Raw genomic sequence first — 23,021 nt, forward strand, 5'->3', positions numbered from 1 at the left:
CCACCGAACCGCGTTCTGCGGCAACCTTTCCGGCGGCCAGCGCACCCGGGTGTCGCTGGCCTGCGCGCTGGTCTGCCAGCCCGACCCGCTCGATCGCGTCGTCGGCGGCCTGGTGCTCGAAACCGTACAGCGCGGCGAAGTAACGGACGTTGTCGACGATCCGCAGGTCGTTGTAGATCGTCGGGTCCTGGGGGAGGTAGCCGACGCGGCGGTGCAGCGGCGCCGACCCGGCCGGGTGGCCGAGCACCTCGACGGTCCCCGAGGTCACGATCTGGGTGCCGACGATGCAGCGCATCAGGGTGGTCTTGCCGCAGCCGGACGGGCCGAGCAGGCCCGTGATGCTGCCCCGCCCGATCTGCACCGAGAAGTCGTGCAGGGCGGGGCGTTTCCCGCGGACCACCCGCAGGTGTTCGATGCGGACGGCCGGGGCCGTGATTAATTCATCACGTGATGAAGTCATCATGTGATGAATATCGTCCTCCGGCGAGGAGTTGTCAAGGGTTGGGGCGCTCGTCCAATCCGGGGCGGCGCAGCGGCAGGTGCCCGTGCACGCCCTCGGCGTAGGCGGTCTCGGCGTGCTGCGTGAGGTCGACGCCGGTGGTCTCGTCTTCCGGGCTGAGCCGGAAACCCATCACCCGGTCGATGACCTTCGCGAGCACGAACGACACCGTGAACGCGTACAGCGCCACCACGACGATCGCGAGCAGTTGCCTGCCCAACTGGGTGAAGCCGCCCCCGTAGAACAGGCCCCGCGGGCCCGCCGTCATGACCGCCGTGGCGAGCAACCCGATCAACGACACCCCGACGACGCCGCCGACGAAGTGCACACCGACCACGTCCAGCGAATCGTCATAGTTGAAGCGGAATTTCGCGCTCACCGCGAACGAGCACACGACCCCGGCCGCGAGCCCGACGACCGCCGCGCCCAGCGTGTTGACGGTGCCGCAGGACGGCGTGATGGCGACCAGCCCGGCCACCACACCGGACGCCGCGCCGAACGTCGTCGGCCTGCCGTCGCGGATCTGCTCGACCGACAGCCAGCCGAGCATGCCGAGGCACCCGGCGACGAGCGTGTTGAGGAAGATGGCCGCGGCGGTCCCGTTGACGGCCAGGGCGGAACCGGCGTTGAACCCGAACCAGCCGAACCACAGCAGGCCGACCCCGAGCAGCACGAGCGGCAGGTTGTGCGGCCGCATGGCGTCCTTTTTGAAGCCGATGCGGGGGCCGAGCGCCAGCGCCAGCGCCAGCGCGGAGGAACCGGACACGATCTCGACGACGAGGCCGCCCGCGTAGTCGAGCACACCCAGTTTGGCCAGCCAACCGCCTGGCCCCCACACCCAGTGCGCCACAACCGAATACACGACGACCGTCCAGACCGGGACGAACACCATCCAGGCCGCGAACTTCGCGCGGTCGGCGATCGCGCCGCTGACCAGTGCGGCCGTGATGATCGCGAACGTCACCTCGAAGGTGGCGAAGAGCAGCTCGGGAACCGTCCCGTGGGCGGTCTCCGGGGTGATCCCGAGCATCCCGAGGTGGCGGAGGTTGCCCAGGAACCCGCTCGCGCCGTCCTCGGAGAACGCGACGGTGTAGCCGACCAGCAGCCACGCCACCGTGACCAGCGGGATGGAGATGAAGCTCATCATGATCATGTTGAGCACGCCGGTGGTGCGGACCATCCCGCCGTAGAAGATCGCCAGGCCGGGGGTCATCAGCAGGACGAGTGCCGTGCTGGCCAGCAGCCACGCGGTGGCGGCGGGGTCGATCGGATGCATGACGTGCGCTCCTTCACTGGTCCCAAGACACCGGGATATTGCCACGGCAGCGCCGCCGGTAGGTTCGGTGGGTGGCCGCAAGCCAGCTGTTAGTCGACCCCGTCGCGGCCGCCCATCGGCTCCTCGGCGCCACGCTGACCGGCCGGGACGTCAGGGCCGTCGTCGTCGAAGTCGAGGCTTATGGTGGCGTCCCGGACGGCCCGTGGCCGGACGCCGCGGCCCACTCGTACCGCGGCATCAGCGGGCGCAACGCGGTGATGTTCGGGCCTCCCGGACGGCTGTACACCTACCGCAGCCACGGGATCCACGTCTGCGCCAACGTCTCGTGCGGACCGGACGGCACCGCCGCGGCCGTCTTGCTGCGGGCGGCCGCGCTCGAGGACGGCACCGACGTCGCGCGCGCCCGGCGCGGCGAGCTGGTCCGCGGGGCCGCCCTCGCCCGGGGACCGGGCAACCTGTGTTCGGCGCTGGGAATCACCATGGACGACAACGGGATCGACCTCTTCGATCCCGCCAGCCCGATAACGCTGGAACTCAACGAGCCGCTCACCGCCGCATCCGGTCCCCGCGTCGGGGTCAGCCAGGCCGCCGACCGGCCCTGGCGGTTGTGGCTCGCGGGCCGGCCCGAGGTCTCGGCCTACCGGCGCAGCCCGCGGGCGCCCGCCCCGGGCGCCAGCGACTAGGCGCGCGCCGGCTCGTCCGGGCGCGCCGCCGCCCGGAAGGCGGGGTCCACGCGGCGCGCGAGGACGATGAACGTCACGGCCAGCAGGGGCGCCACGGCGCTGTACAGCGCGGCAGGCGTGGCCATCTCGGCGCTGTTCAGCAGCTGGGGGCTCAGCGCGACGCCCATCGCCACGACGGCGTTGTGCATGCCGACCTCCAGGCTGACCGCCACGGCCTGCCGCGGAGCCAGCCGCATCAGGCGCGGCGCCAGGTAGCCGACCGTCAGGCTGACCGCGCAGAAGGTCACGACGGCTGCCGTGAGCACCCCGATGTTGTGCCACAGCGTCTTTCGCCCTCCGGCGATGGCTCCCAGGACCGCGACGATCAATAACGCGATGGCCAGTATTCGGACCGGTTTCTGTAGGCGCCGCGCCAGCTCGGGGAAGCGGTGCCTAAATGCGACGCCGATCGCGATGGGGACGAGCACCAGGCCGAAGACCGTGAAGAACTTGTCCAGCTGAAGCGGCAGAAACCGACCCCCGCCGAGAAACCAGGTCATCGACACCGCCAGGATCGCGGGCAACGCGACGATCGACAGCACGGCATTGATTGCGGTCAGCGTCAGGTTGAGCGCCAGGTCGCCGTTGAACAGGTGGCTGAGGATGCTGGACATCGTCCCGCCGGGGGTGGCGGCCATCAGCATGAGCCCGACCGCCAGGTGGGCTTCGAGATGGAAGGCCTCGGCGATGACCAGGCACAGGGCCGGGAGCAGCAGCGACTGACAGATCAGCGCAACCACCAAAGGCCTCCGCAGCGTGGCGGCCCGCTTGAAATCGTCGATCGTGAGCGTCAGCCCGAGAGCGAGCATCACGACCACGACGACCAACGGCCAGTATCGGTTGTCCATAACGCTCCGCGTTGTCGGTGCACTTACCGCCGAAGGCGACGGCGCGACGCTGCGCCGCGCATGAGCTTGCCTTATCGGGCGGCGCAAGGGCGAATCGTGGCCGCGGGAGCGACTAAAGTCGCTGGCGATGTCTTCCGGGATCCTTGACGAGCTGGGCTGGCGCGGGCTGATCGCGCAGTCCACCGACCTCGACGCGCTGGCCGCCGAGGCGCAGCGTGGGCCGATGACGGTGTACGCCGGCTTCGACCCCACGGCCGCCAGCCTGCACGCGGGCCACCTGGTGCCGCTGCTGGCGTTGCGGCGTTTTCAGCGCGCCGGCCACCGTCCGATCGTGCTCGCCGGCGGGGCCACCGGCATGATCGGTGACCCGCGCGACGTCGGGGAGCGCACCCTCAACGAGGCGGACACCGTCGCCGAATGGACCGAGCGCATCCGCGGGCAGCTGGAGCGCTTCGTCGATTTCGACGAGTCGCCGACGGGCGCGGTCGTCGTCGACAACCTGGACTGGACCGCCCCGTTGTCGGCCATCGAGTTCCTGCGCGACCTCGGCAAGCACTTCTCGGTCAACGTCATGCTGGATCGCGACACCGTCCGGCGGCGGCTGGAGGGCGAGGGCATCTCCTACACCGAGTTCAGCTACATGCTCCTGCAGGCCAACGACTACGTCGAATTGCACCGCCGGTACGGCTGCACGCTGCAGATCGGCGGCTCCGACCAGTGGGGCAACATCATCGCCGGGGTCCGGTTGGTCCGCCAGAAGCTGGGCGCGACGGTGCACGCGCTCACCGTCCCGCTGGTGACCGCGGCCGACGGCACCAAGTTCGGCAAGTCGACCGGCGGCGGCAGCCTGTGGCTCGACCCCGCGATGACCACGCCGTACGCCTGGTACCAGTACTTCTTCAACACTGCCGACGCCGACGTGATCCGGTACCTGCGGTGGTTCACCTTCCTGTCGGCCGACGAGCTGGCCGAACTGGAAGAGGCCACCCGAGAGCGCCCGCAACAGCGGACCGCGCAGCGCCGGCTGGCCCGGGAACTGACCGCGCTGGTGCACGGGGAGGCGGCTACCGAGGCGGTCGAGCACGCCAGCCGGGCGCTGTTCGGGCAGGGCGAGCTGGACCGGCTGGACGAGGCGACGCTGGCGGCGGCGCTGCGCGAGGCCTCGGTCGCCGAGCTCAAGCCCGGCGGCCCGGACGGGATCGTCGATCTGCTGGTGGCCAGCGGTCTGTCCGAGAGCCGCAAGGCCGCGCGCCGCACGATCGGCGAGGGCGGGGTGTCGGTCAACAATGCGCGCATCGACAGCGAGGACTGGTCGCCGCAGCCGTCGGACTTCCTGCACGGCCGGTGGCTGGTGCTGCGCCGCGGCAAGCGCACCGTCGCGGGGATCGAAAAGGTCTGAGGGACGCACCCGCAAAACGCCCGGATGGCCAAATCTTTACCGCACCGTGTTGCGGCTGTGACCCACATTGGCCAGGGTGGTCACGATGACATCCCTCAGGCGTGTGGAGTGGGCCCTGCTGCGTCTCGTGGGAGTGGGCGCCTGCGTTGCGGGCCTGGCCGCCCCGCTGGCCGCGCCCGTGCGCGCCGACATGCGGGGAAACGCCTTCCTGATGGCGCTGTCCAACGCCGGGATCACCTATCCCCACCCGGCCAGCGCCCTGGCGCTGGGCGAGTCGGTGTGCCCGATGCTGGTCATGCCGGGCCAGTCCTTCGACTCGGTGGCCGCCGAGATGTCCAAGCGCAGCGGCCTGGGCTACGAGTCGGCCGGCCTGTTCACCATCGTCGCCGTCGCAAACTACTGCCCGGCCGTGATCGCGCCGCTGCTGCAGAACCGGCTCATGGCGTACTAGCCGGCGGCGCCCCCGTATCCTCGGCTGCGTGGTCGACGACAGGCAGCGGCAGCGGGGTGAACGGCGCCCGCGCGCATCCGGCGCCTGGTCGGGGCCCGGCCGGGCGCGACCGGCCCAGCCGCAGCAGCCCGACGGCCACCGCACGCCGGACGCCGGACCGCCGATACCCCCGGGCGTCGAAGCCCGGCAGCTGGCGCCCGAGATCCGCGGCGAGCTCAGCACACTGGACCGCGCCACGGCGGACGCGGTGGCGCGCCACCTCGTCGCCGCCGGCGAGCTGCTCGACGAGGACCCCGAGGCCGCGCTGAGCCACGCCCGCGCGGCGCGGGCCCGGTCCAGCCGGATCGCCGCGATTCGCGAGGCGGTCGGTATCGCCGCCTACCACTGCGGCGACTGGGCGCAGGCGCTGGCCGAATTGCGCGCCGCCCGCAGGATGGGCAGCAAGTCCAACCTGCTCGCGCTGATCGCGGATTGCGAACGCGGGCTTGGCCGCCCGGAGCGGGCGATCGAACTCGCGCGCGGGCCCGGGGCGGCCCAGCTCGCGGGGGACGACGCCGACGAGCTGCGCATCGTCGCCGCCGGCGCCCGCGCGGACCTCGGGCAGCTCGAGCAGGCGCTGACCGTGTTGTCGACGCCGCAGCTGGACCCCGGCCGCCAGGGCTCGACGGCGGCGCGGCTGTTCTACGCCTACGCCGACACGCTGCTTGCGCTGGGCCGCAATGACGAAGCGCTGCAATGGTTTTTGCGCTCGGCCGCCGCCGACGTCGACGGCGCCACCGATGCCGAAGACCGGGTCAGCGAGCTGGGCTCCGGATGACAAGCGTTGCGCGCCAATATGATTGCCTGCTGCTCGACCTGGACGGAACCCTGTTTCGTGGCCGCCGGCCCACCGAGGGTGCGGTCGAGGCGCTGGCCGAGGTGCAAAGCCGCGCCTTCTTCGTCACCAACAACGCCTCGCGCAGCGCCGCCGAGGTGGCGGCGCACCTGACCGAGCTCGGCTTCACCGCCACCGCCGACGACGTCGCGACCAGCGCCCAGAGCGCAGCCCGCCTGCTGGCCGACCGGTTGCCGGCGGGGTCGCCGGTGCTGATCGTGGGCACGGACGCGCTGGCCGACGAGGTGGCCGCCGTCGGCCTGCGCCCGGTGCGGCGCTATGGCGACGACCCGGTCGCCGTCGTCCAGGGCCTCTCGATGACCATCGGCTGGCCGGACCTCGCCGAGGCCGCGCTGGCCATCCGGTCCGGGGCCCTGTGGGTGGCGGCCAACATCGATCCGACCCTGCCCACCGAGCGGGGCCTGCTGCCCGGGAACGGCTCCTTCGTCGCCGCGTTGCGGGCGGCCACCGGCGCCGAGCCGCAGGTCGCGGGCAAGCCGGCGCCCGGGCTGCTGACCGACGCGGCGGCCCGCGGCGAGTTCCGCGCGCCCCTGGTGGTGGGCGACCGGCTGGACACCGACATCGAGGGCGCCAACGCGGCCGAGCTGCCCAGCCTGATGGTGCTCACCGGCGTCAGCTCGGCGCGGGACGCGGTGTACGCCGAACCGGCGCGCCGGCCGACCTACATCGGCCACGACCTGCGCGCGCTGCACTCCGACGGCGAGCAACTCGCGGTCGGCCCGCAGCCGGGCTGGCGCGTCGACGTCGACGAGGACGCGGTGACCGTCAGCGGCGCCCGGCCCGACGACGGCGACGGGCTCTCGATCGTGCGGGCGGTCGCCAGCGCGGTATGGGATGCGCGGCCGGACGGGCGCCCGGTGGATATCCGGGCCGCCGATGACAACGCCCGCGCCGCGTTGCGGCGCTGGTCGTTGGTGCGCGGCGACTGACGGGTGACTAGCGTAAGAGCGCAATGACTATCGATCCTGAAGAAATCCGCGCCGAAATCGACGCCCTGCTGGCCAGGCTGCCCGAGCCCGGGGCGCCGGACGATCCCGACAACGAGCCGTCGCTGACGGAGCTCGAAGACATCGCCCGCCGCCTCTCCGAGGCGCACGACGTGCTGATGGCCGCGCTGGAGTCGGCGGAGAAGGGCTGAGTGCGCGCATGTCTCGCCGCGCCCGCGTCGACGCCGAGCTGGTCCGGCGCGGCCTCGCGCGATCGCGTCAACAGGCCGCGGAGTTGATCGGCGCCGGCCGGGTCAGCATCGACGGGCTGCCGGCGCGCAAGCCGGGCACCGCCGTCGCGGTCACCGCGGCCCTGACCGTCGCCGACGAAGGGGAACGGGGCTGGGTGTCGCGCGGCGCGCACAAACTGATCGGCGCCCTGGACACCTTCGGGATTCCGGTGGCGGGCCGACGCTGCCTGGACGCCGGCGCGTCCACCGGCGGGTTCACCGAGGTCCTGCTGGACCGCGGGGCCGCGGAGGTCGTCGCCGTCGATGTCGGCTACGGCCAGCTGGCGTGGCCGCTGCGCTGCGACCCGCGGGTCGTCGTCGTCGAGCGGACCAACGCCCGCGACCTGACGCTCGAGGCGATCGGGGGACCCGTCGACCTGATCGTGGCCGACCTGTCGTTCATTTCGCTCGCCACCGTGTTGCCCGCGCTGGCTGGATGTGCTTCGCCCACTGCGGATATCGTTCCCATGGTGAAGCCGCAGTTTGAGGTGGGCCGGGGCCAGGTCGGCGCCGGCGGGGTGGTGCACGACCCCGGCCTGCGCGCCGATGCCGTGCTGGCCGTGGCGCGCCGCGCCGGCGAGCTGGGCTGGCATGCCGCCGGCGTCACCGCCAGCCCGCTGCCCGGGCCTTCGGGCAATGTCGAATATTTCCTCCTGCTTCGCGGGCAGCCGGGATTGGCGGATGACGAGTTGGTGGCGGCGGTGCGCCGCGCGGTAGACGAGGGTCCGCAGTGACGTCGGGGACCGAGCAGCGCACCGTGCTGATGGTGGTGCACACCGGCCGCGAGGAAGCCACCGAGACGGCGGCCCGCGTGCAGAAGGTGTTGGGCGCCAACGACATCGGGCTTCGCGTGTTGTCCGCCGAGGCGGTCGACCGCGGCTCGCTGCATGTGGCCCCCGACGACATCCGGGCGATGGGCGTCGAGATCGAGGTGGTGGACGCGGATCCGCAGGCGGCCGACGGGTGCGAGCTGGTGCTGGTGCTCGGCGGGGACGGCACGTTCCTGCGCGCGGCCGAACTGGCCCGCAACGCCGGGATCCCGGTCCTGGGCGTCAACCTGGGTCGGATCGGCTTCCTGGCCGAGGCCGAGGCGGAGGCCATCGACCGGGTGCTGGACCACGTGGTCGCCAAGGACTACCGGGTCGAGGACCGCCTGACGCTGGACGTGCTGGTGCGCACGGGCGGGCGCGAGATCGCGCACGGCTGGGCGCTCAACGAGGTCAGCCTGGAAAAGGGCCCGCGGCTGGGCGTGCTGGGCGTGGTCGTCGAGATCGACGGGCGGCCGGTCTCGGCGTTCGGGTGCGACGGGGTGCTGGTGTCGACGCCCACCGGGTCCACCGCCTATGCGTTCTCCGCGGGCGGCCCGGTGTTGTGGCCGGACCTCGAGGCAATCCTGGTGGTGCCCAACAACGCTCACGCGCTGTTCGGCCGGCCGATGGTCACCAGCCCCGACGCCACCATCGCCATCGAGATCGAGGCGGACGGTCACGACGCGCTGGTGTTCTGCGACGGCCGCCGCGAGATGCTGATCCCGGCCGGTAGCCGGATCGAGGTAAGGCGTTGCGACACACCGGTGAAATGGGCGCGCCTGGACAGCGCGCCGTTCACCGACCGGTTGGTGCGCAAATTCCGGTTGCCGGTCACCGGGTGGCGTGGGAAGTAGATGCTGACCGAAATCCGGATCGAGTCGCTGGGCGCCATCAGCGCAGCGGTCGGGGAGTTCGACCGCGGCCTGACCGTACTGACCGGCGAAACCGGCACCGGCAAGACGATGGTGGTGACCGGGCTGCACCTGCTCGGCGGCGCCCGCGCCGACGCCACCCGCGTTCGGTCCGGCGCCGACCGTGCGGTCGTCGAAGGCCGTTTCACCACAACCGATCTCGAGGACGCCGCGGTCGCCCTGCTGGACGGGATGCTGGACGCCTCGGGCGCCGAACGCGACGAGGACGGCAGCGTGATCGCGCTGCGCTCGGTCAGCCGCGACGGGCCGTCGCGGGCGTACCTCGGCGGTCGCAGCGTGCCCGCCAAGTCGCTGGGCGACTTCACCGCGGAGCTGCTCACGCTGCACGGGCAGAACGACCAGCTGCGGCTGATGCGGCCCGAGGAGCAACGCGGCGCGCTGGACCGCTTCGCCAAGGCGGCCCCCGCGCTCGAGCGCTACCGCAAACTGCGGGACGCCTGGCTCACCGCGCGGCACGACCTCATCGACCGCCGCAACCGCATGCGCGAGCTGGCCCTGGAATCCGACCGGCTGACATTCGCGCTCAACGAGATTGACACCGTCGACCCGCAACCGGGCGAGGACGACGCCCTGGTCGCCGACATCGTCCGGCTCTCCGAGCTGGACACCCTGCGCGAGGCCGCGGTCACCGCGCACGCGGCACTGAGCGGCGCGGCCGACGACGCCGGCGCCGACGGGCACAGCGCCGCGGACTGCCTGGGGCGCGCCCGGGCCGCCCTCGAGTCGAGCGACGACGCGAAGCTGCGCTCGCTGGCCGGGCAGGTCGGCGAGGCGCTCACCGTCGTCGCCGACGCGGCCGGCGAACTGAGCGCCTACCTGGACGAGCTGCCGGTCGACGCCAGCGCGCTGGAAGCCAAGCTGGCCCGGCAGGCCGAGCTGCGCACGCTGACCCGCAAGTATGCCGCGGACGTCGACGGCGTGTTGCGGTGGGCCCGGGAGTCGCGGGAACGCCTGTCCCAGCTCGACGTCTCCGAGGAGGGCCTGCAGGCTCTCGCGACCCGGGTCGACGAGCTGGCACGCGAATTGGCCGAAGCCGCAATCGATCTCAGCGGCATCCGGCGCAAGGCCGCCAAGCGGCTCGCCAAGGAGGTCACCGCCGAGCTGTCCGGGCTGGCGATGGCCGACGCCCAGTTCGGCATCGACGTGAGCAACGACGTCGCCGCCGACAAGGACGACCCCGCCGCGCTCGCGCTCCCGTCGGGCGAACTGGCCCGCGCGGGCGCCGACGGCGTCGATCAGGTCGAGTTCGGTTTCGCCGCGCACCGCGGGATGGATCAGCTTCCCCTGGCCAAGAGCGCCTCCGGCGGCGAGCTGTCCCGGGTGATGCTGGCGCTGGAGGTGGTGCTGGCCGCCTCGGCCGCGGGCACCACCATGGTGTTCGACGAGGTCGACGCCGGCGTCGGCGGCCGGGCCGCGGTGCAGATCGGGCGGCGCCTGGCGCGGCTGGCCCGCACCCACCAGGTCATCGTGGTCACGCACCTGCCTCAGGTCGCGGCGTACGCCGACGTGCATCTGGTGGTGCACAGCGCCGGGCCCAAGGGGACCAGCGTGGTGCGGCGGGTCACCGGCGACGAGCGGGTCGCCGAACTGGCGCGGATGCTGGCCGGGCTGGGCGAGTCCGACAGCGGCCGGGCGCACGCCCGCGAACTGCTCGACGCGGCTCAGAAGGACGAGATTTAACGCCCAGGAGCCTTCTCCGCCGGCGCGAGCGTCGTGTTTGCACAGCGACACGCCGCTGAAGCCGTGCAACTGTGCACCCTCGCGCGATCAACCCGTTAGCGGCTTGTGACTAATGGGACTCTAGTCAACTTCTGGGGCTGATGTTACGGCGCGCCTCCACGCCTCCTCCATGCATCACCGACAGAATCGCCCCCATGAAGATGTCAGGCCTGCTTACCCGTAACACCGCCCGACCCGGCCTCGTCGGCACCGCCCGGGTGGACCGGAACATCGACCGATTGCTGCGCAGGGTGTGCCCCGGCGACATCGTGGTGCTCGACGTCCTGGATCTGGACCGCATCACGGCGGACGCCTTGGTGGAGGCCGATATCGCCGCGGTCGTCAACGCCTCGCCCTCGGTGTCCGGCCGCTACCCGAACATGGGGCCGGAGGTGCTGGTCAACAACGGGGTCACCCTGATCGACGAGACCGGACCCGACATCTTCAAGAAGGTCAAGGACGGCGCCAAGATCCGTCTGCACGAGGGCGGGGTGTACTCGGGCGACCGGCGGCTGGTCCGCGGCACCGAGCGCACCGACCACGACATCGCCGACCTGATGCGGGAGGCCAAGAGCGGGCTGTCCGCGCATCTGGAGGCGTTCGCAGGCAACACGATCGAGTTCATCAAGAGCGAGAGCCCCCTGCTCATCGACGGCATCGGGATCCCCGACATCGACGTCGACCTGCGCCGGCGGCACGTGGTGATCGTCGCCGACGAACCCAGCGCCGAGGAGGACCTGAAGTCCCTCAAGCCGTTCATCAAGGAGTACCAGCCGGTGCTCTTCGGTGTGGGCAGCGGCGCGGATGTGTTGCGCAAGGCCGGGTATCGGCCGCAGGTGATCGTCGGCGACCCCGACCAGATCAGTGCCGACGCCCTCAAGTGCGGCGCGCAGGTGGTGCTGCCCGCCGACGCCGACGGCCACGCGCCCGGCCTGGAGCGCATCCAGGACCTCGGCGTCGGGGCGATGACGTTCCCGGCCGCGGGTTCGGCGATCGACCTGGCCCTGCTGCTGGCCGATCACCACGGGGCCGCGCTGCTGGTGACCGCCGGCCACACCGCCAACATCGAGACCTTCTTCGACCGGACCCGCGCGCACAGCAACCCCTCGACCTTCCTGACCCGGCTTCGGGTGGGGGAGAAGGTGGTGGACGCCAAGGCCGTGGCAACCCTGTACCGCAATCACATCTCGGCGGGCGCCATCGCGCTGCTGGCGCTGACGATGCTGATCGCCGTCATCGTCGCCCTGTGGGTGTCGCGTACCGACGGCGTGGTGGTGCACTGGGTCACCGACTACTGGAACCACTTCTCCCTCTGGGTTGCCCACCTGGTGAGCTAGGGCCGGAAATGATCTCGCTCCGCCAACACGCGTTATCGCTGGCTGCCGTCTTCCTGGCCCTGGCCGTGGGAGTCGTGCTCGGCTCCGGCTTCCTGTCCGACACCCTGCTGTCCAGCCTGCGTGACGAGAAGCGGGATCTGCACACCCAGATCAACGGGCTCAACGACCAGAAGAACGTGCTGAACGAAAAGCTCAGCGCGGCAAACAATTTCGACACCCAGCTGGGCGGCCGGATGGTGCACGACGCGCTCGCCGGCAAGTCGGTCGTGGTGTTCCGCACCCCGGACGCCAACGACGACGACGTCGCCTCGGTCTCGAAGATCATCGGCCAGGCCGGCGGCGCGGTGACCGGAACCGTGTCGTTGACAAGCGAGTTCGTCGAGGCCAATTCGGCGGAGAAGCTGCAGACCGTGGTGAACTCGTCGGTTCTGCCCGCCGGTCAGCAGTTGAGCACCAAGCTCGTCGACCAGGGCTCGCAGGCCGGCGACCTGATGGGTATCGCGCTGCTGATCAACACCAATCCGGCGGTCCCGCCCGTCGACGAACCGCAGCGCGACACCGTGCTGGCGGCGTTGCGGGAAACGGGATTCATCACCTATCAGCCCAGCGACCACCTGGGCGCGGCGAACGCCGCGCTGATCGTCACCGGCGGCTCGCTGCCCCAGGACGCCGGCAACCGGGGCGTCAGCGTCGCCCGGTTCGCCGCCGCGATGGCGCCGCACGGCTCGGGCACCCTGCTGGCCGGCCGGGACGGCTCGGCGACCGGCGGGGCCGCCGTCGCCGTGACGCGCGCCGACGCTCCGATGAATTCCGCGGTCAGCACCGTCGACGACGTCGACACCGCGCCCGGCCGGATCACCGCCGTGCTGGGCCTGCACGACCTGATCAACGGCGGGCACCCGGGCCAGTACGGCACCGGTCACGGCGCCACGTCGATCACGGTGCCCCAGTAGCGGGCGTGTTCGCCGCGACACGTCGGTCGTGGATGTTAGGGTGGGTTTCCGTGGGTCGGCAGGCCCAACTAGTTATTCGCTAGCAAAATTCGACGCCCTGCCCGTCTTCACGGAGGTCGCCTGTGCGAAAGCACCCGCAATCCGCAACCAAGCACCTCTTCGTCAGCGGGGGCGTGGCGTCCTCGTTGGGTAAGGGTCTCACCGCCAGCAGCCTCGGTCAGTTACTGACGGCCCGCGGGTTGTACGTGACGATGCAAAAGCTCGACCCATACCTCAACGTCGATCCGGGCACGATGAACCCGTTCCAGCACGGCGAGGTGTTCGTCACCGAGGACGGCGCCGAAACCGATCTCGATGTCGGCCACTACGAGCGGTTCCTGGATCGCGACCTGTCCGGATCGGCGAATGTCACGACGGGACAAGTGTATTCGACCGTCATCGCCAAGGAACGGCGCGGCGAATACCTGGGCGACACCGTGCAGGTGATCCCGCACATCACCGACGAGATCAAGAGCCGGATCCTGGCGATGGCACAGCCCGACGCCGAGGGCAACCGCCCCGACGTGGTCATCACCGAAATCGGCGGCACCGTGGGCGATATCGAGTCGCAGCCGTTCCTGGAGGCGGCGCGCCAGGTACGTCACGACCTGGGCCGGGAGAACGTCTTCTTCCTGCACGTGTCGCTGGTGCCCTACCTGGCGCCCTCGGGCGAGCTCAAGACCAAGCCCACCCAGCACTCGGTGGCGGCGCTGCGCAGCATCGGTATCACCCCGGACGCGCTGATTCTGCGCTGCGACCGCGACGTCCCCGAAGCGCTGAAGAACAAGATCGCGTTGATGTGTGACGTCGACATCGACGGCGTCATCTCCACGCCCGACGCGCCGTCGATCTATGACATCCCGAAGCGACTGCACCGCGAGGAGCTCGACGCGTACGTGGTGCGCCGGCTCAACCTGCCGTTCCGCGACGTCGACTGGACCGAGTGGGACGACCTGCTGCGCCGGGTGCACGAGCCGCACGAGACCGTGCGAATCGCGTTGGTGGGCAAGTACGTTGAGCTCTCCGACGCCTACCTGTCGGTCACCGAGGCGCTGCGCGCCGGCGGCTTCAAGCACCACGCCAAGGTGGAGATGCAATGGGTGGCCTCCGACGGGTGCGAGACCGCGGCGGGCGCGGCGGCGGCGCTGGGTGACGTGCACGGCATCCTGATCCCGGGCGGCTTCGGCATCCGCGGGATCGAGGGCAAGATCGGCGCCATCAGGTACGCCCGGTCGCGCGGGCTGCCGGTCCTGGGCCTGTGCCTGGGGCTGCAGTGCATCGTGATCGAGGCGGCGCGCTCGGCGGGGCTGGACGGGGCCAATTCGGCCGAATTCGACCCCGCCACACCGGATCCCGTCATCTCCACGATGGCCGACCAGGTCGACGCGGTGGCGGGCCAGGCCGATCTGGGCGGCACCATGCGCCTGGGCGCGTATCCCGCGGTGCTGCAGCCGGATTCGATCGTGGCCCAGGCGTACGGGACGACGCAGGTCTCCGAGCGGCACCGGCACCGCTATGAGGTCAACAACGCCTACCGGGACAAGATCGCCGAGAGCGGCCTGCGGTTCTCCGGGACCTCGCCCGACGGGCATCTGGTGGAATTCGTCGAATACCCGCCCGAGGTGCACCCGTTCGTCGTCGGGACCCAGGCTCACCCCGAACTCAAGAGCCGGCCCACCCGCCCGCATCCGTTGTTCGTCGCGTTCGTCGGGGCGGCCCTGGACTACCAGTCGGGCGAGCTGCTGCCGGTGGAGATCCCCGAGCACGCCTCCAACGGCAACCAGCAGCAGCGGGACAGCGTCGGCCAGTCGCTACCTGAGCCCGCCACCCGTGGCTGAGCACGAATTCGAGACGGCGTCATCCGAAACGCTGTACACGGGCAAGATTTTCGCGTTGCGCAGCGACGAGGTCCGAATGCCGGGCGGCACCACCGCCGTTCGTGAAGTCGTCGAACACTACGGGGCGGTTGCCGTCGTTGCGCTGAACTCCGACAACGAGATCGCGATGGTCTACCAATACCGCCACGCGTTCGGCCGCCGGTTGTGGGAGCTTCCGGCCGGGCTGCTCGACGTGGCGGGGGAACCGCCACAGCGGACGGCGGCCCGGGAGCTCCAAGAGGAAGCGGGATTGAAGGCCGACGACTGGCTGGTGCTCGTCGACCTCGATTCCACTCCCGGATTCAGCGACGAATCGGTGCGGGTGTACCTGGCCACCGGCCTGACCGAGGTGGAGCGCCCGCAGGCGCATCACGAGGAAGCCGACATGACGATGCGCTGGTATCCGCTCGAGGAGGCCACCGAGATGGTGCTTCGCGGCGAGATCGTCAACGCCATTGCGGTGGCGGGCATTCTGGCTGCCCAGGTCGTCACTACCCGACTCATGCCGACCCGCCCCGCGGACAGCCCCTGGCCCGACAAGCCGACGGCGTTCGCCGCGCGAAAGGCCGCGCGATGACGACGGCGGCCCTGGACACCCAGCTGCAGGGCTACCTCGACCACCTCACGATCGAGCGGGGCGTCGCCGCGAACACGCTCAGTTCCTATCGGCGGGACCTGCGCCGCTACACGAAGCACCTGTCGGACCGGGGAATCCACGACCTGGCCAAGGTGGGCGAGGACGACGTGAGCGAGTTCCTGGTGGCGCTGCGGCGCGGCGATCCCGACTCGGGGACGGCGGCGCTGTCCGCGGTGTCGGCGGCGCGGGCCCTGATCGCAGTGCGCGGCCTGCACCGGTTCGCCGCCGCCGAGGGGCTCGCCGAACTCGACGTGGCGCGCGCGGTCCGCCCGCCGACCCCGGGCCGGCGGCTCCCCAAGAGCCTGACCATCGACCAGGTGCTGGCGCTGCTGGAGGGCGCAGGCGGCGACGGCGCGTCCGACGGCCCGCTCACGCTGCGCAACCGGGCGCTGCTGGAACTCCTGTACTCCACCGGGGCGCGGATCTCCGAGGCCGTCGGCCTCGACGTCGACGACGTCGACACCAAGGCCCGGTCGGTGTTGCTGCGCGGCAAGGGCGGCAAGCAGCGGCTGGTGCCGATCGGGCGCCCCGCCGTGCAGGCCCTCGATGCCTATCTGGTGCGCGGGCGCCCCGACCTGGCCCGCCGCGGCCGCGGGACACCGGCCATCTTTCTCAACGTGCGCGGCGGGCGGCTGTCGCGGCAAAGCGCGTGGCAGGTGCTGCAGGACGCCGCCGAACGCGCCGGCATCACGTCCGGCGTCTCACCGCACATGCTGCGGCATTCGTTCGCGACCCACCTGCTCGAGGGCGGCGCCGACGTGCGCGTGGTGCAGGAGTTGCTGGGGCACGCCTCGGTGACGACGACGCAGATCTACACGATGGTCACCGTGCACGCGCTGCGCGAGGTATGGGCGGGCGCCCACCCGCGCGCACAGTAGTTGGCGCGAGCAGACACAAAATCGCGTGCTTTCGACCCGGAATGGGCGATTTTGCGTCTGCTCGGCGGGAGAATTCAGCCCAGGTACTCGGATTCCAGCACCAGATCGGAGACCAGCGACTGGTATTCCAGGTGCGCCTTGTGCTCGACGGTGTTCCACTGCTTGCCCTGCTGCTGGCGCATGTACTCGCGATACTTCGGCGCGCCCGGCACCCGGACGTTGTCGGCGACCACGATCGCGCCCGGGCGCAGCCAACCGCGGGCCATGATGCTGCGCAGGTCGTCGAGATAGGCGTCCTTGTCGTGGTCCAGGAACGTGAAGTCGAGGCCGCCGGGCGCGAAGCCGTGCTCGTCGGCCAGCGCGTCCAGGGTGCGCCCGCCGTCGCCGATGGTGCCCACGACGCACGTCACCCGCTCGGCGACGCCGGCGTGGGCCCAGATCCGCCGCGCGTTGGCGGCGTTGGCCTCGGCGAGTTCGACGGAGTACACGTGCGCGCTCGGGGCGGCCCTGGCGATGCGCAATGCGCCGTATCCGACGTAGGTGCCCAACTCCAGCGCCACCGCCGGGTCGGCGCGGCGGACGGCCGCGTCGAGAATTTGCCCCTTTTCGTCGCCGACGTTGATCAGCATCGACTTCTCGTAGGCGAACTTGTCGATGGTGGCCAGCACGTCGTCGATGTCGCCGGCCCTGGCGTTGCGCAGGACGTAGTCCACGGCCGCGGCCTCGCGGCCGTCGCCGATCTGACCCGTCGTGGTGATGTTGCGCGCCCCGGTCGCCATCCGCCAGACCGACCATCGCAGCAGGGGAATCCGTCGCTTGAGGTCCATGCCGCCACAGTAGTGCGGGCGGCGAGATTGCCACCAAGGTCGTCGGGGCGCCGGAATCGCAACCACCACGGCAATCTCGGCGCGCACCGGCGCCGCTCGACCCGTTCCAGTGATGCTGGTGTGACTGCTGTTGCAGATGACCGCCGTTACGCCCGCTACCTGCGCAAATCCGGCGAAATTGGCTGCTGAATTGCCTGCGGGTCGCCCGGCTTCCGCGCGCGAACCCGTTAGACTTTCGGTCGATGTTCACCTCCCGAACACCCCCGCCATGATGACTGAGCAGCCGGACAGCGGCGTCGAGCTCGGTCTGACCGGGCGGCCGCCGCGGGCGATCCCGGAACCGCAGCCGCGCACCTCGCACGGCCCGGCGAAGGTCGTCGCGATGTGCAACCAGAAGGGCGGCGTCGGGAAGACCACGTCGACGATCAACCTGGGCGCCGCGCTCGCCGAATACGGCCGGCGGGTGCTGCTGGTGGACATGGACCCGCAGGGAGCGCTGTCCGCGGGCCTGGGCGTCCCGCACTACGAGCTGGAGAAGACGATTCACAACGTGCTCGTCGAGCCGCGGGTGTCGATCGACGACGTGCTGCTGCAGACCCGGGTCAAGCACATGGACCTGGTGCCCAGCAACATCGACCTGTCGGCCGCCGAGATCCAGCTGGTCAACGAGGTCGGCCGCGAGCAGACCCTGGGGCGGGCGCTGCACCCGGTGCTGGACCGCTACGACTACGTCCTGATCGACTGCCAGCCGTCGCTGGGCTTGCTCACCGTGAACGGGCTGGCGTGCGCGGACGGCGTCGTGATTCCCACCGAGTGCGAGTTCTTCTCGCTGCGCGGGCTGGCGCTGCTGACCGACACCGTCGACAAGGTGCGCGACCGGCTCAACCCGAAGCTGGAGATCAGCGGGATCCTGCTCACCCGGTACGACCCGCGCACCGTCAACTCGCGCGAGGTGATGGCGCGGGTGGTGGAGCGCTTCGGCGACCTGGTGTTCGACACCGTCATCACCCGCACGGTCCGATTCCCGGAGACCAGCGTGGCCGGCGAGCCGATCACCACCTGGGCTCCGCGGTCCACGGGCGCCATCGCCTACCGCGCCCTGGCCCGCGAGTTCATCGACCGATTCGGCGCGTGACGGCCAGCGCGAACGGTGAGGCGCCACCCAACAACGGCTTTCAAGTCCGCCTGACCAATTTCGAGGGGCCGTTCGATCTGCTCTTGCAGCTGATCTTCGCCCACCGCCTCGACGTCACCGAGGTGGCGCTGCACCAGGTGACCGACGACTTCATCGCCTACACCCGTGAGATCGGCTCCCAGCTGGACCTCGAGGAGACCACCGCGTTCCTGGTGGTCGCCGCGACCCTGCTCGACCTCAAGGCCGCCCGGCTGTTGCCGGCCGGGCAGGTCGACGACCAGGAGGATCTGGCGCTGCTGGAGGTGCGCGACCTGCTGTTCGCCCGGCTGCTGCAGTACCGCGCGTTCAAGCACGTCGCCGAGATGTTCGCCGAGCTGGAGGCCACCGCGCTGCGCAGCTACCCGCGCGCGGTGTCGCTGGAGGACCGGTTCACCGAACTGCTGCCCGAGGTGATGCTGGGCGTCGACGCCGAACGCTTCGCCCAGATCGCCGCGATCGCGTTCAGCCCGCGCCCCGTGCCGACGGTGTCCATCGGGCACCTGCACGAGGTGGCGGTGTCGGTGCCCGAGCAGGCCAAGAAGCTGCTGGCTTTCCTGCAGTCGCGCGGCACCGGCCAATGGGCGACGTTCTCCGAGCTGGTCGCCGACTGCGAGGCGCCGATGGAGGTCGTCGGGCGCTTCCTGGCGCTGCTCGAGCTGTATCGGAGCCGGGCGGTAGCATTCGACCAGTCGGAGCCGCTGGGCGTGCTCCAGATTTCATGGACCGGGGAACGTCCGGCCAGCGAAGCCTTGGTAGAAGTGCGGGACGAATGATGAGCGAATCTGAGCCCGACGTCGACTTGGACGTCGGTATCCCGGACATCGCCGAAGCCGCGCCGATGGAGCCCGAGGAACTCGCTTCCGTGCTGGAGGCGCTGCTGCTGGTGGTCGACACCCCGGTCACCGCCGAGGCGCTCGGCGCGGCCACGCAGCAACCCGTATACCGGGTCGCCGCCCGGCTGCAGCAGATGGCCGAGGAACTCACCGAACGGGACAGCGGCATCGACCTGCGGCAGAACAGCGAGGGCTGGCGGATGTACACCCGCGCCCGGTACGCGCCGTACGTGGAGAAGCTGCTGCTGGACGGCGCGCGGTCCAAGCTCACCCGGGCCGCGCTGGAGACCCTGGCCGTGGTGGCCTATCGCCAGCCGGTGACCCGCGCGCGGGTCAGCGCGGTCCGCGGCGTCAACGTGGACGCCGTCATGCGCACGCTGCTGGCGCGCGGCCTGATCACCGAGGCCGGGGTCGACGACGACACCGGCGCGGTCACGTTCGCCACCACCGACCTGTTCCTGGAGCGGTTGGGCCTGACGTCGCTCGCCGACCTGCCCGACATCGCTCCGCTGCTGCCGGACGTCGACACGATCGAGGACCTGAGCGAATCCCTGGACAGCGAGCCACGTTTCATCAAACTCGCCGGCGGTCAGGCGCCCGACCAGGCGCTGACGTTCGACGTGGACCAGGATTGATGGTCGAGACCGAAGGGATCCGCCTGCAGAAGGTGTTGTCCCAGGCCGGAATTGCGTCGCGGCGGGCCGCCGAGAAGATGATCATCGACGGCCGCGTCGAGGTCGATGGGCGGGTGGTGACCGAACTCGGCACCCGGGTGGACCCGGACGCCTCGGTGATCAAGGTCGACGGCGCCAGGGTGGTCCTCGACGAGTCGCTGGTCTATTTCGCGCTGAACAAGCCGCGGGGCATGCACTCCACCATGTCGGACGACCGCGGCCGCCCGTGCATCGGCGACCTGGTGGAACGCCGGGTGCGCGGCAACAAGAACCTCTTCCACGTCGGCCGGCTGGACGCCGACACCGAGGGGCTGATCCTGCTGACGAACGACGGCGAGCTGGCGCACCGGTTGATGCACCCCTCGCACGAGGTGCCCAAGACGTACCTGGCGACCGTGACCGGGACGGTGCCGCGCGGCGTGGGCAAGACACTGAAGGCGGGAATCGAATTGGATGACGGCCCCGCGCGCGTCGACGATTTCGCGGTGATGGACGCCATTCCGGGCAAGACGCTGGTGCGGGTGGTGTTGCACGAGGGCCGAAACCGCATCGTGCGCCGGCTGCTGGGCGCCGCCGGGTTCCCGGTGGAGGCGCTGGTGCGCACCGACATCGGGCCGTTGTCGTTGGGCAAGCAACGCCCCGGCAGCATCCGGGCCTTGAGCCATGGCGAGATCGGCCAGCTGTACAAGGCGGTCGGGTTGTGAGCTCAGATGTGGTGGTGGCCATCGACGGGCCCGCGGGAACCGGAAAGTCTTCGGTGTCAAAGCAATTGGCGCGTGCGTTGCGGGCCCGCTACCTGGACACCGGCGGGATGTACCGGATGGTGACCCTCGCGGTGCTGCGTGCCGGTATCGATCCCGCCGACGCCGATGCGGTGGCGCGGGTCGCGGAAACCGTGCGGATGTCGGTGGACTACCAGCCCGATGGTGATGTGTTTTTTCTTGGGGGAGAGGATGTCTCGGCCGAGATCCGCGGTGACCGGGTCACCGGCGCGGTGTCGGCGGTGTCGTCGGTCCCCGCCGTGCGGACCCGGCTGGTGGCGTTGCAGCGTGAAATGGCCGGCGGCCCCGGCTGCGTCGTGGTCGAGGGCCGCGACATCGGGACCGTCGTCCTGCCCGACGCGCCGGTGAAGATCTTCCTGACCGCGTCGGCCGAAACCCGCGCGCGGCGGCGCAACGACCAGAACGTCGCGGCCGGGTTGGCCGACGACTACGACGCGGTGCTCGCCGATGTGCGCCGCCGCGACCATCTGGATTCCACCCGCGCGGTGTCGCCGCTGCGCGCCGCCCCGGATGCCGTGGTCGTCGACACCAGCGAGATGACCGAGGCGCAGGTGATCGATCACCTGCTGGAGCTGGTCAAGCAGCGAAGCGGGGCGGTCCGATGACCCAGGACGGCACCTGGACCGACGAAAGCGATTGGGAGTCGGTCGAATCCGAGCTCGAGGAGCAGGCCGAGGCGGGCCCCGCCCCCGTCGTGGCGGTGGTCGGACGGCCCAACGTCGGCAAGTCGACCCTGGTGAACCGGATCCTGGGCCGGCGCGAGGCGGTGGTGCAGGACATCCCGGGCGTGACCCGCGACCGGGTGTCCTACGACGCGCTGTGGACCGGCCGCCGGTTCGTCGTGCAGGACACCGGCGGCTGGGAGCCCGATGCCAAGGGCCTGCAGCAGCTGGTGGCCGAGCAGGCGTCGGTGGCGATGCGCACCGCCGACGCGGTGATCCTGGTGGTCGACGCGACCGTCGGCGCAACGGCGGCCGACGAGGCGGCCGCCCGGATCCTGTTGCGCTCGGGCAAGCCAGTCTTTTTGGCCGCCAACAAGGTTGACAGCGAAAAGGGTGAGGCGGACGCGGCGGCGCTGTGGTCGCTGGGGCTCGGCGAGCCGCACGCCATCAGCGCGATCCACGGCCGCGGGGTCGCCGACCTGCTCGACGAGGTGCTGGCCGCGCTGCCGGAGGTGTCCGAGGCGGCCCCCGCGCCGGGCGGCCCGCGCCGGGTGGCGCTGGTCGGCAAGCCCAATGTGGGCAAGAGCTCGCTGCTGAACAAGCTGGCGGGCGATCAGCGGTCGGTGGTGCACGATGTCGCGGGGACCACGGTCGACCCGGTGGACTCGCTGATCGAATTGGGCGGCAAGGTATGGCGGTTCGTCGACACCGCGGGCCTGCGGCGCAAGGTGGGCCAGGCCAGCGGTCACGAGTTCTACGCCTCGGTGCGCACCCACTCGGCCATCGACTCGGCCGAGGTGGTGGTCGTGCTGATCGACGCCTCGGAGCCGCTGACCGAACAGGACCAGCGGGTGCTGTCCATGGTGATCGAGGCCGGCCGTGCGTTGGTGCTGGCGTTCAACAAGTGGGACCTGGTGGACGAGGACCGGCGCGAGCTATTGGAGCGTGAGATCGACCGCGAGCTGGTGCAGCTGCGGTGGGCGCAACGGGTCAACATCTCGGCCCGGACGGGCCGCGCGGTGCAGAAGCTGGTGCCCGCGATGGAGACGGCGTTGGCCTCGTGGGACATGCGCATCCCGACGGGCCCGCTGAATTCGTGGCTCAAGGAGGTGGTGGCGGCGACGCCGCCGCCGGTGCGCGGGGGCAAGCAGCCGCGCATCCTGTTCGCCACCCAGGCCACCGCCCGCCCGCCGACGTTCGTGCTGTTCACCACCGGCTTCCTGGAGGCCGGGTACCGGCGCTTCCTGGAGCGGCGGCTGCGCGAGACGTTCGGGTTCGAGGGCTCGCCCATCCGGATCAACGTGCGGGTGCGCGAAAAGCGGGGGACCAAGCGGCGCTGAGCGGGTCTCTCCCGGGCCAATCGGCGATTCGCGAAAGTGATAGCGCCCGCATATCACTCTACGCAAAATCCCGCGATACGGGTTGAATCGCCCGTTAGACAAGAAACGTAGGCAGCATCCAGGGTCGAAGTCAACGGACTTCTCCTGTGATGTAGCTTTCAGATTCCGTATCGCGGGATTTTGCGTAGAGTGATATGCGGGCGCTATCACTTTCGCGAATCGCCGATTGGCCCGGGAGAGAC

Annotated in this window: 24 protein-coding genes; 20 read left to right on the plus strand and 4 right to left on the minus strand. The window is 70.6% G+C overall.

The genetic code is table 11. The features are described from left to right. On the minus strand, positions 1 to 463 hold a 463-nt coding region (locus A9X03_RS18045), incomplete at its 3' end, for an ATP-binding cassette domain-containing protein (RefSeq protein WP_156669971.1). Positions 464 to 494: 31 nt separating this feature from the next. Further along, the gene (locus tag A9X03_RS18050; protein WP_067750343.1) at positions 495 to 1,775 is read right to left on the minus strand and encodes an ammonium transporter; all 1,281 of its coding nucleotides are present in this window, start codon (positions 1,773 to 1,775) and stop codon (positions 495 to 497) included. Positions 1,776 to 1,846: 71 nt separating this feature from the next. Here A9X03_RS18050 and A9X03_RS18055 point away from each other — a divergent pair, with 71 nt between their 5' ends. After that, a complete protein-coding gene (locus A9X03_RS18055) occupies positions 1,847 to 2,458 on the plus strand; it encodes a DNA-3-methyladenine glycosylase (protein ID WP_068262242.1) in 612 nt (203 codons plus the stop codon). On the opposite strand, the gene A9X03_RS18060 is transcribed toward A9X03_RS18055, so the two are convergent. Beyond that, positions 2,455 to 3,345: a bile acid:sodium symporter family protein gene (locus tag A9X03_RS18060; protein ID WP_067784253.1), complete on the minus strand. Its 891-nt coding sequence runs from the start codon at positions 3,343 to 3,345 to the stop codon at positions 2,455 to 2,457. The genes A9X03_RS18055 and A9X03_RS18060 overlap by 4 nt on opposite strands. A gap of 127 nt (positions 3,346 to 3,472) precedes the next feature. Between A9X03_RS18060 and tyrS the strand changes: the two genes are divergently transcribed. From tyrS to xerD, 13 genes are all read left to right on the plus strand, one after another. Then, positions 3,473 to 4,744 carry a tyrosine--tRNA ligase gene (gene tyrS, locus A9X03_RS18065; protein ID WP_067889181.1) on the plus strand — a complete coding sequence of 424 codons (1,272 nt, stop codon included), beginning with the start codon at positions 3,473 to 3,475 and terminating at the stop codon, positions 4,742 to 4,744. Between the two features lie 85 nt (positions 4,745 to 4,829). Next, positions 4,830 to 5,195, plus strand: a complete 366-nt coding sequence (locus tag A9X03_RS18070) for a DUF732 domain-containing protein (RefSeq protein ID WP_067750423.1) — start codon at positions 4,830 to 4,832, stop codon at positions 5,193 to 5,195. A 28-nt stretch (positions 5,196 to 5,223) separates the two neighbouring features. Next, positions 5,224 to 6,012: a tetratricopeptide repeat protein gene (locus A9X03_RS18075; protein ID WP_082974528.1), complete on the plus strand. Its 789-nt coding sequence runs from the start codon at positions 5,224 to 5,226 to the stop codon at positions 6,010 to 6,012. Beyond that, the gene (locus A9X03_RS18080) at positions 6,009 to 7,019 is read left to right on the plus strand and encodes an HAD-IIA family hydrolase (protein ID WP_067784251.1); all 1,011 of its coding nucleotides are present in this window, start codon (positions 6,009 to 6,011) and stop codon (positions 7,017 to 7,019) included. The genes A9X03_RS18075 and A9X03_RS18080 overlap by 4 nt, the downstream gene beginning before the upstream one ends. Positions 7,020 to 7,042: 23 nt before the next feature. Then, positions 7,043 to 7,228: a hypothetical protein gene (locus A9X03_RS18085; protein ID WP_067750365.1), complete on the plus strand. Its 186-nt coding sequence runs from the start codon at positions 7,043 to 7,045 to the stop codon at positions 7,226 to 7,228. Positions 7,229 to 7,236: 8 nt separating this feature from the next. Further along, positions 7,237 to 8,040, plus strand: a complete 804-nt coding sequence (locus A9X03_RS18090; protein WP_067889184.1) for a TlyA family RNA methyltransferase — start codon at positions 7,237 to 7,239, stop codon at positions 8,038 to 8,040. Further along, positions 8,037 to 8,969 carry an NAD kinase gene (locus A9X03_RS18095; protein WP_082950209.1) on the plus strand — a complete coding sequence of 311 codons (933 nt, stop codon included), beginning with the start codon at positions 8,037 to 8,039 and terminating at the stop codon, positions 8,967 to 8,969. The genes A9X03_RS18090 and A9X03_RS18095 overlap by 4 nt, the downstream gene beginning before the upstream one ends. After that, positions 8,970 to 10,727, plus strand: coding sequence for a DNA repair protein RecN (recN, locus tag A9X03_RS18100; RefSeq protein ID WP_068262244.1), 1,758 nt, complete (start codon positions 8,970 to 8,972; stop codon positions 10,725 to 10,727). It begins immediately after the preceding gene. Positions 10,728 to 10,921: 194 nt separating this feature from the next. Further along, a complete protein-coding gene (gene steA, locus A9X03_RS18105) occupies positions 10,922 to 12,103 on the plus strand; it encodes a putative cytokinetic ring protein SteA (RefSeq protein ID WP_067784245.1) in 1,182 nt (393 codons plus the stop codon). An 8-nt stretch (positions 12,104 to 12,111) separates the two neighbouring features. Then, on the plus strand, positions 12,112 to 13,056 hold the full coding sequence (locus tag A9X03_RS18110) for a copper transporter (protein WP_067784243.1): 945 nt from the start codon (positions 12,112 to 12,114) through the stop codon (positions 13,054 to 13,056). 122 nt (positions 13,057 to 13,178) lie between these two features. Next, positions 13,179 to 14,933 (plus strand): CTP synthase, encoded by a 1,755-nt coding sequence (locus A9X03_RS18115; protein WP_067750373.1) that lies wholly within the window; start codon positions 13,179 to 13,181, stop codon positions 14,931 to 14,933. Continuing rightward, positions 14,926 to 15,549: an NUDIX hydrolase gene (locus tag A9X03_RS18120; protein WP_067784241.1), complete on the plus strand. Its 624-nt coding sequence runs from the start codon at positions 14,926 to 14,928 to the stop codon at positions 15,547 to 15,549. The genes A9X03_RS18115 and A9X03_RS18120 overlap by 8 nt, the downstream gene beginning before the upstream one ends. Continuing rightward, positions 15,546 to 16,487: a site-specific tyrosine recombinase XerD gene (xerD, locus tag A9X03_RS18125; protein ID WP_067750376.1), complete on the plus strand. Its 942-nt coding sequence runs from the start codon at positions 15,546 to 15,548 to the stop codon at positions 16,485 to 16,487. Before A9X03_RS18120 ends, xerD begins: the two co-directional genes overlap by 4 nt. Positions 16,488 to 16,561: 74 nt before the next feature. Here the strand turns inward: xerD and A9X03_RS18130 are convergent, their stop codons facing one another. Continuing rightward, entirely contained in the window at positions 16,562 to 17,314 is a 753-nt protein-coding gene (locus A9X03_RS18130) for an O-methyltransferase (protein ID WP_068262250.1), read from the minus strand. 271 nt (positions 17,315 to 17,585) lie between these two features. Between A9X03_RS18130 and A9X03_RS18135 the strand changes: the two genes are divergently transcribed. Genes A9X03_RS18135 through der form a run of 6 tightly spaced genes read left to right on the plus strand, consistent with a single transcriptional unit; the run spans position 17,586 to position 22,779 of the window. Further along, positions 17,586 to 18,449 (plus strand): ParA family protein, encoded by an 864-nt coding sequence (locus A9X03_RS18135; RefSeq protein ID WP_067281774.1) that lies wholly within the window; start codon positions 17,586 to 17,588, stop codon positions 18,447 to 18,449. After that, a complete protein-coding gene (locus A9X03_RS18140; RefSeq protein ID WP_067750380.1) occupies positions 18,446 to 19,261 on the plus strand; it encodes a segregation/condensation protein A in 816 nt (271 codons plus the stop codon). Before A9X03_RS18135 ends, A9X03_RS18140 begins: the two co-directional genes overlap by 4 nt. After that, the gene (gene scpB, locus A9X03_RS18145; RefSeq protein ID WP_067750381.1) at positions 19,261 to 19,956 is read left to right on the plus strand and encodes an SMC-Scp complex subunit ScpB; all 696 of its coding nucleotides are present in this window, start codon (positions 19,261 to 19,263) and stop codon (positions 19,954 to 19,956) included. The genes A9X03_RS18140 and scpB overlap by 1 nt, the downstream gene beginning before the upstream one ends. Next, positions 19,956 to 20,699 carry a pseudouridine synthase gene (locus tag A9X03_RS18150; RefSeq protein WP_067750383.1) on the plus strand — a complete coding sequence of 248 codons (744 nt, stop codon included), beginning with the start codon at positions 19,956 to 19,958 and terminating at the stop codon, positions 20,697 to 20,699. Before scpB ends, A9X03_RS18150 begins: the two co-directional genes overlap by 1 nt. Continuing rightward, on the plus strand, positions 20,696 to 21,382 hold the full coding sequence (gene cmk / locus A9X03_RS18155; protein ID WP_067784239.1) for a (d)CMP kinase: 687 nt from the start codon (positions 20,696 to 20,698) through the stop codon (positions 21,380 to 21,382). The genes A9X03_RS18150 and cmk overlap by 4 nt, the downstream gene beginning before the upstream one ends. Beyond that, positions 21,379 to 22,779, plus strand: a complete 1,401-nt coding sequence (der, locus tag A9X03_RS18160) for a ribosome biogenesis GTPase Der (RefSeq protein ID WP_067750385.1) — start codon at positions 21,379 to 21,381, stop codon at positions 22,777 to 22,779. The genes cmk and der overlap by 4 nt, the downstream gene beginning before the upstream one ends. The last annotated feature ends 242 nt before the right edge of the window (positions 22,780 to 23,021 follow it).

The organism is Mycobacterium sp. E1715, from assembly GCF_001667625.1.
GTDB lineage: Bacteria > Actinomycetota > Actinomycetes > Mycobacteriales > Mycobacteriaceae > Mycobacterium.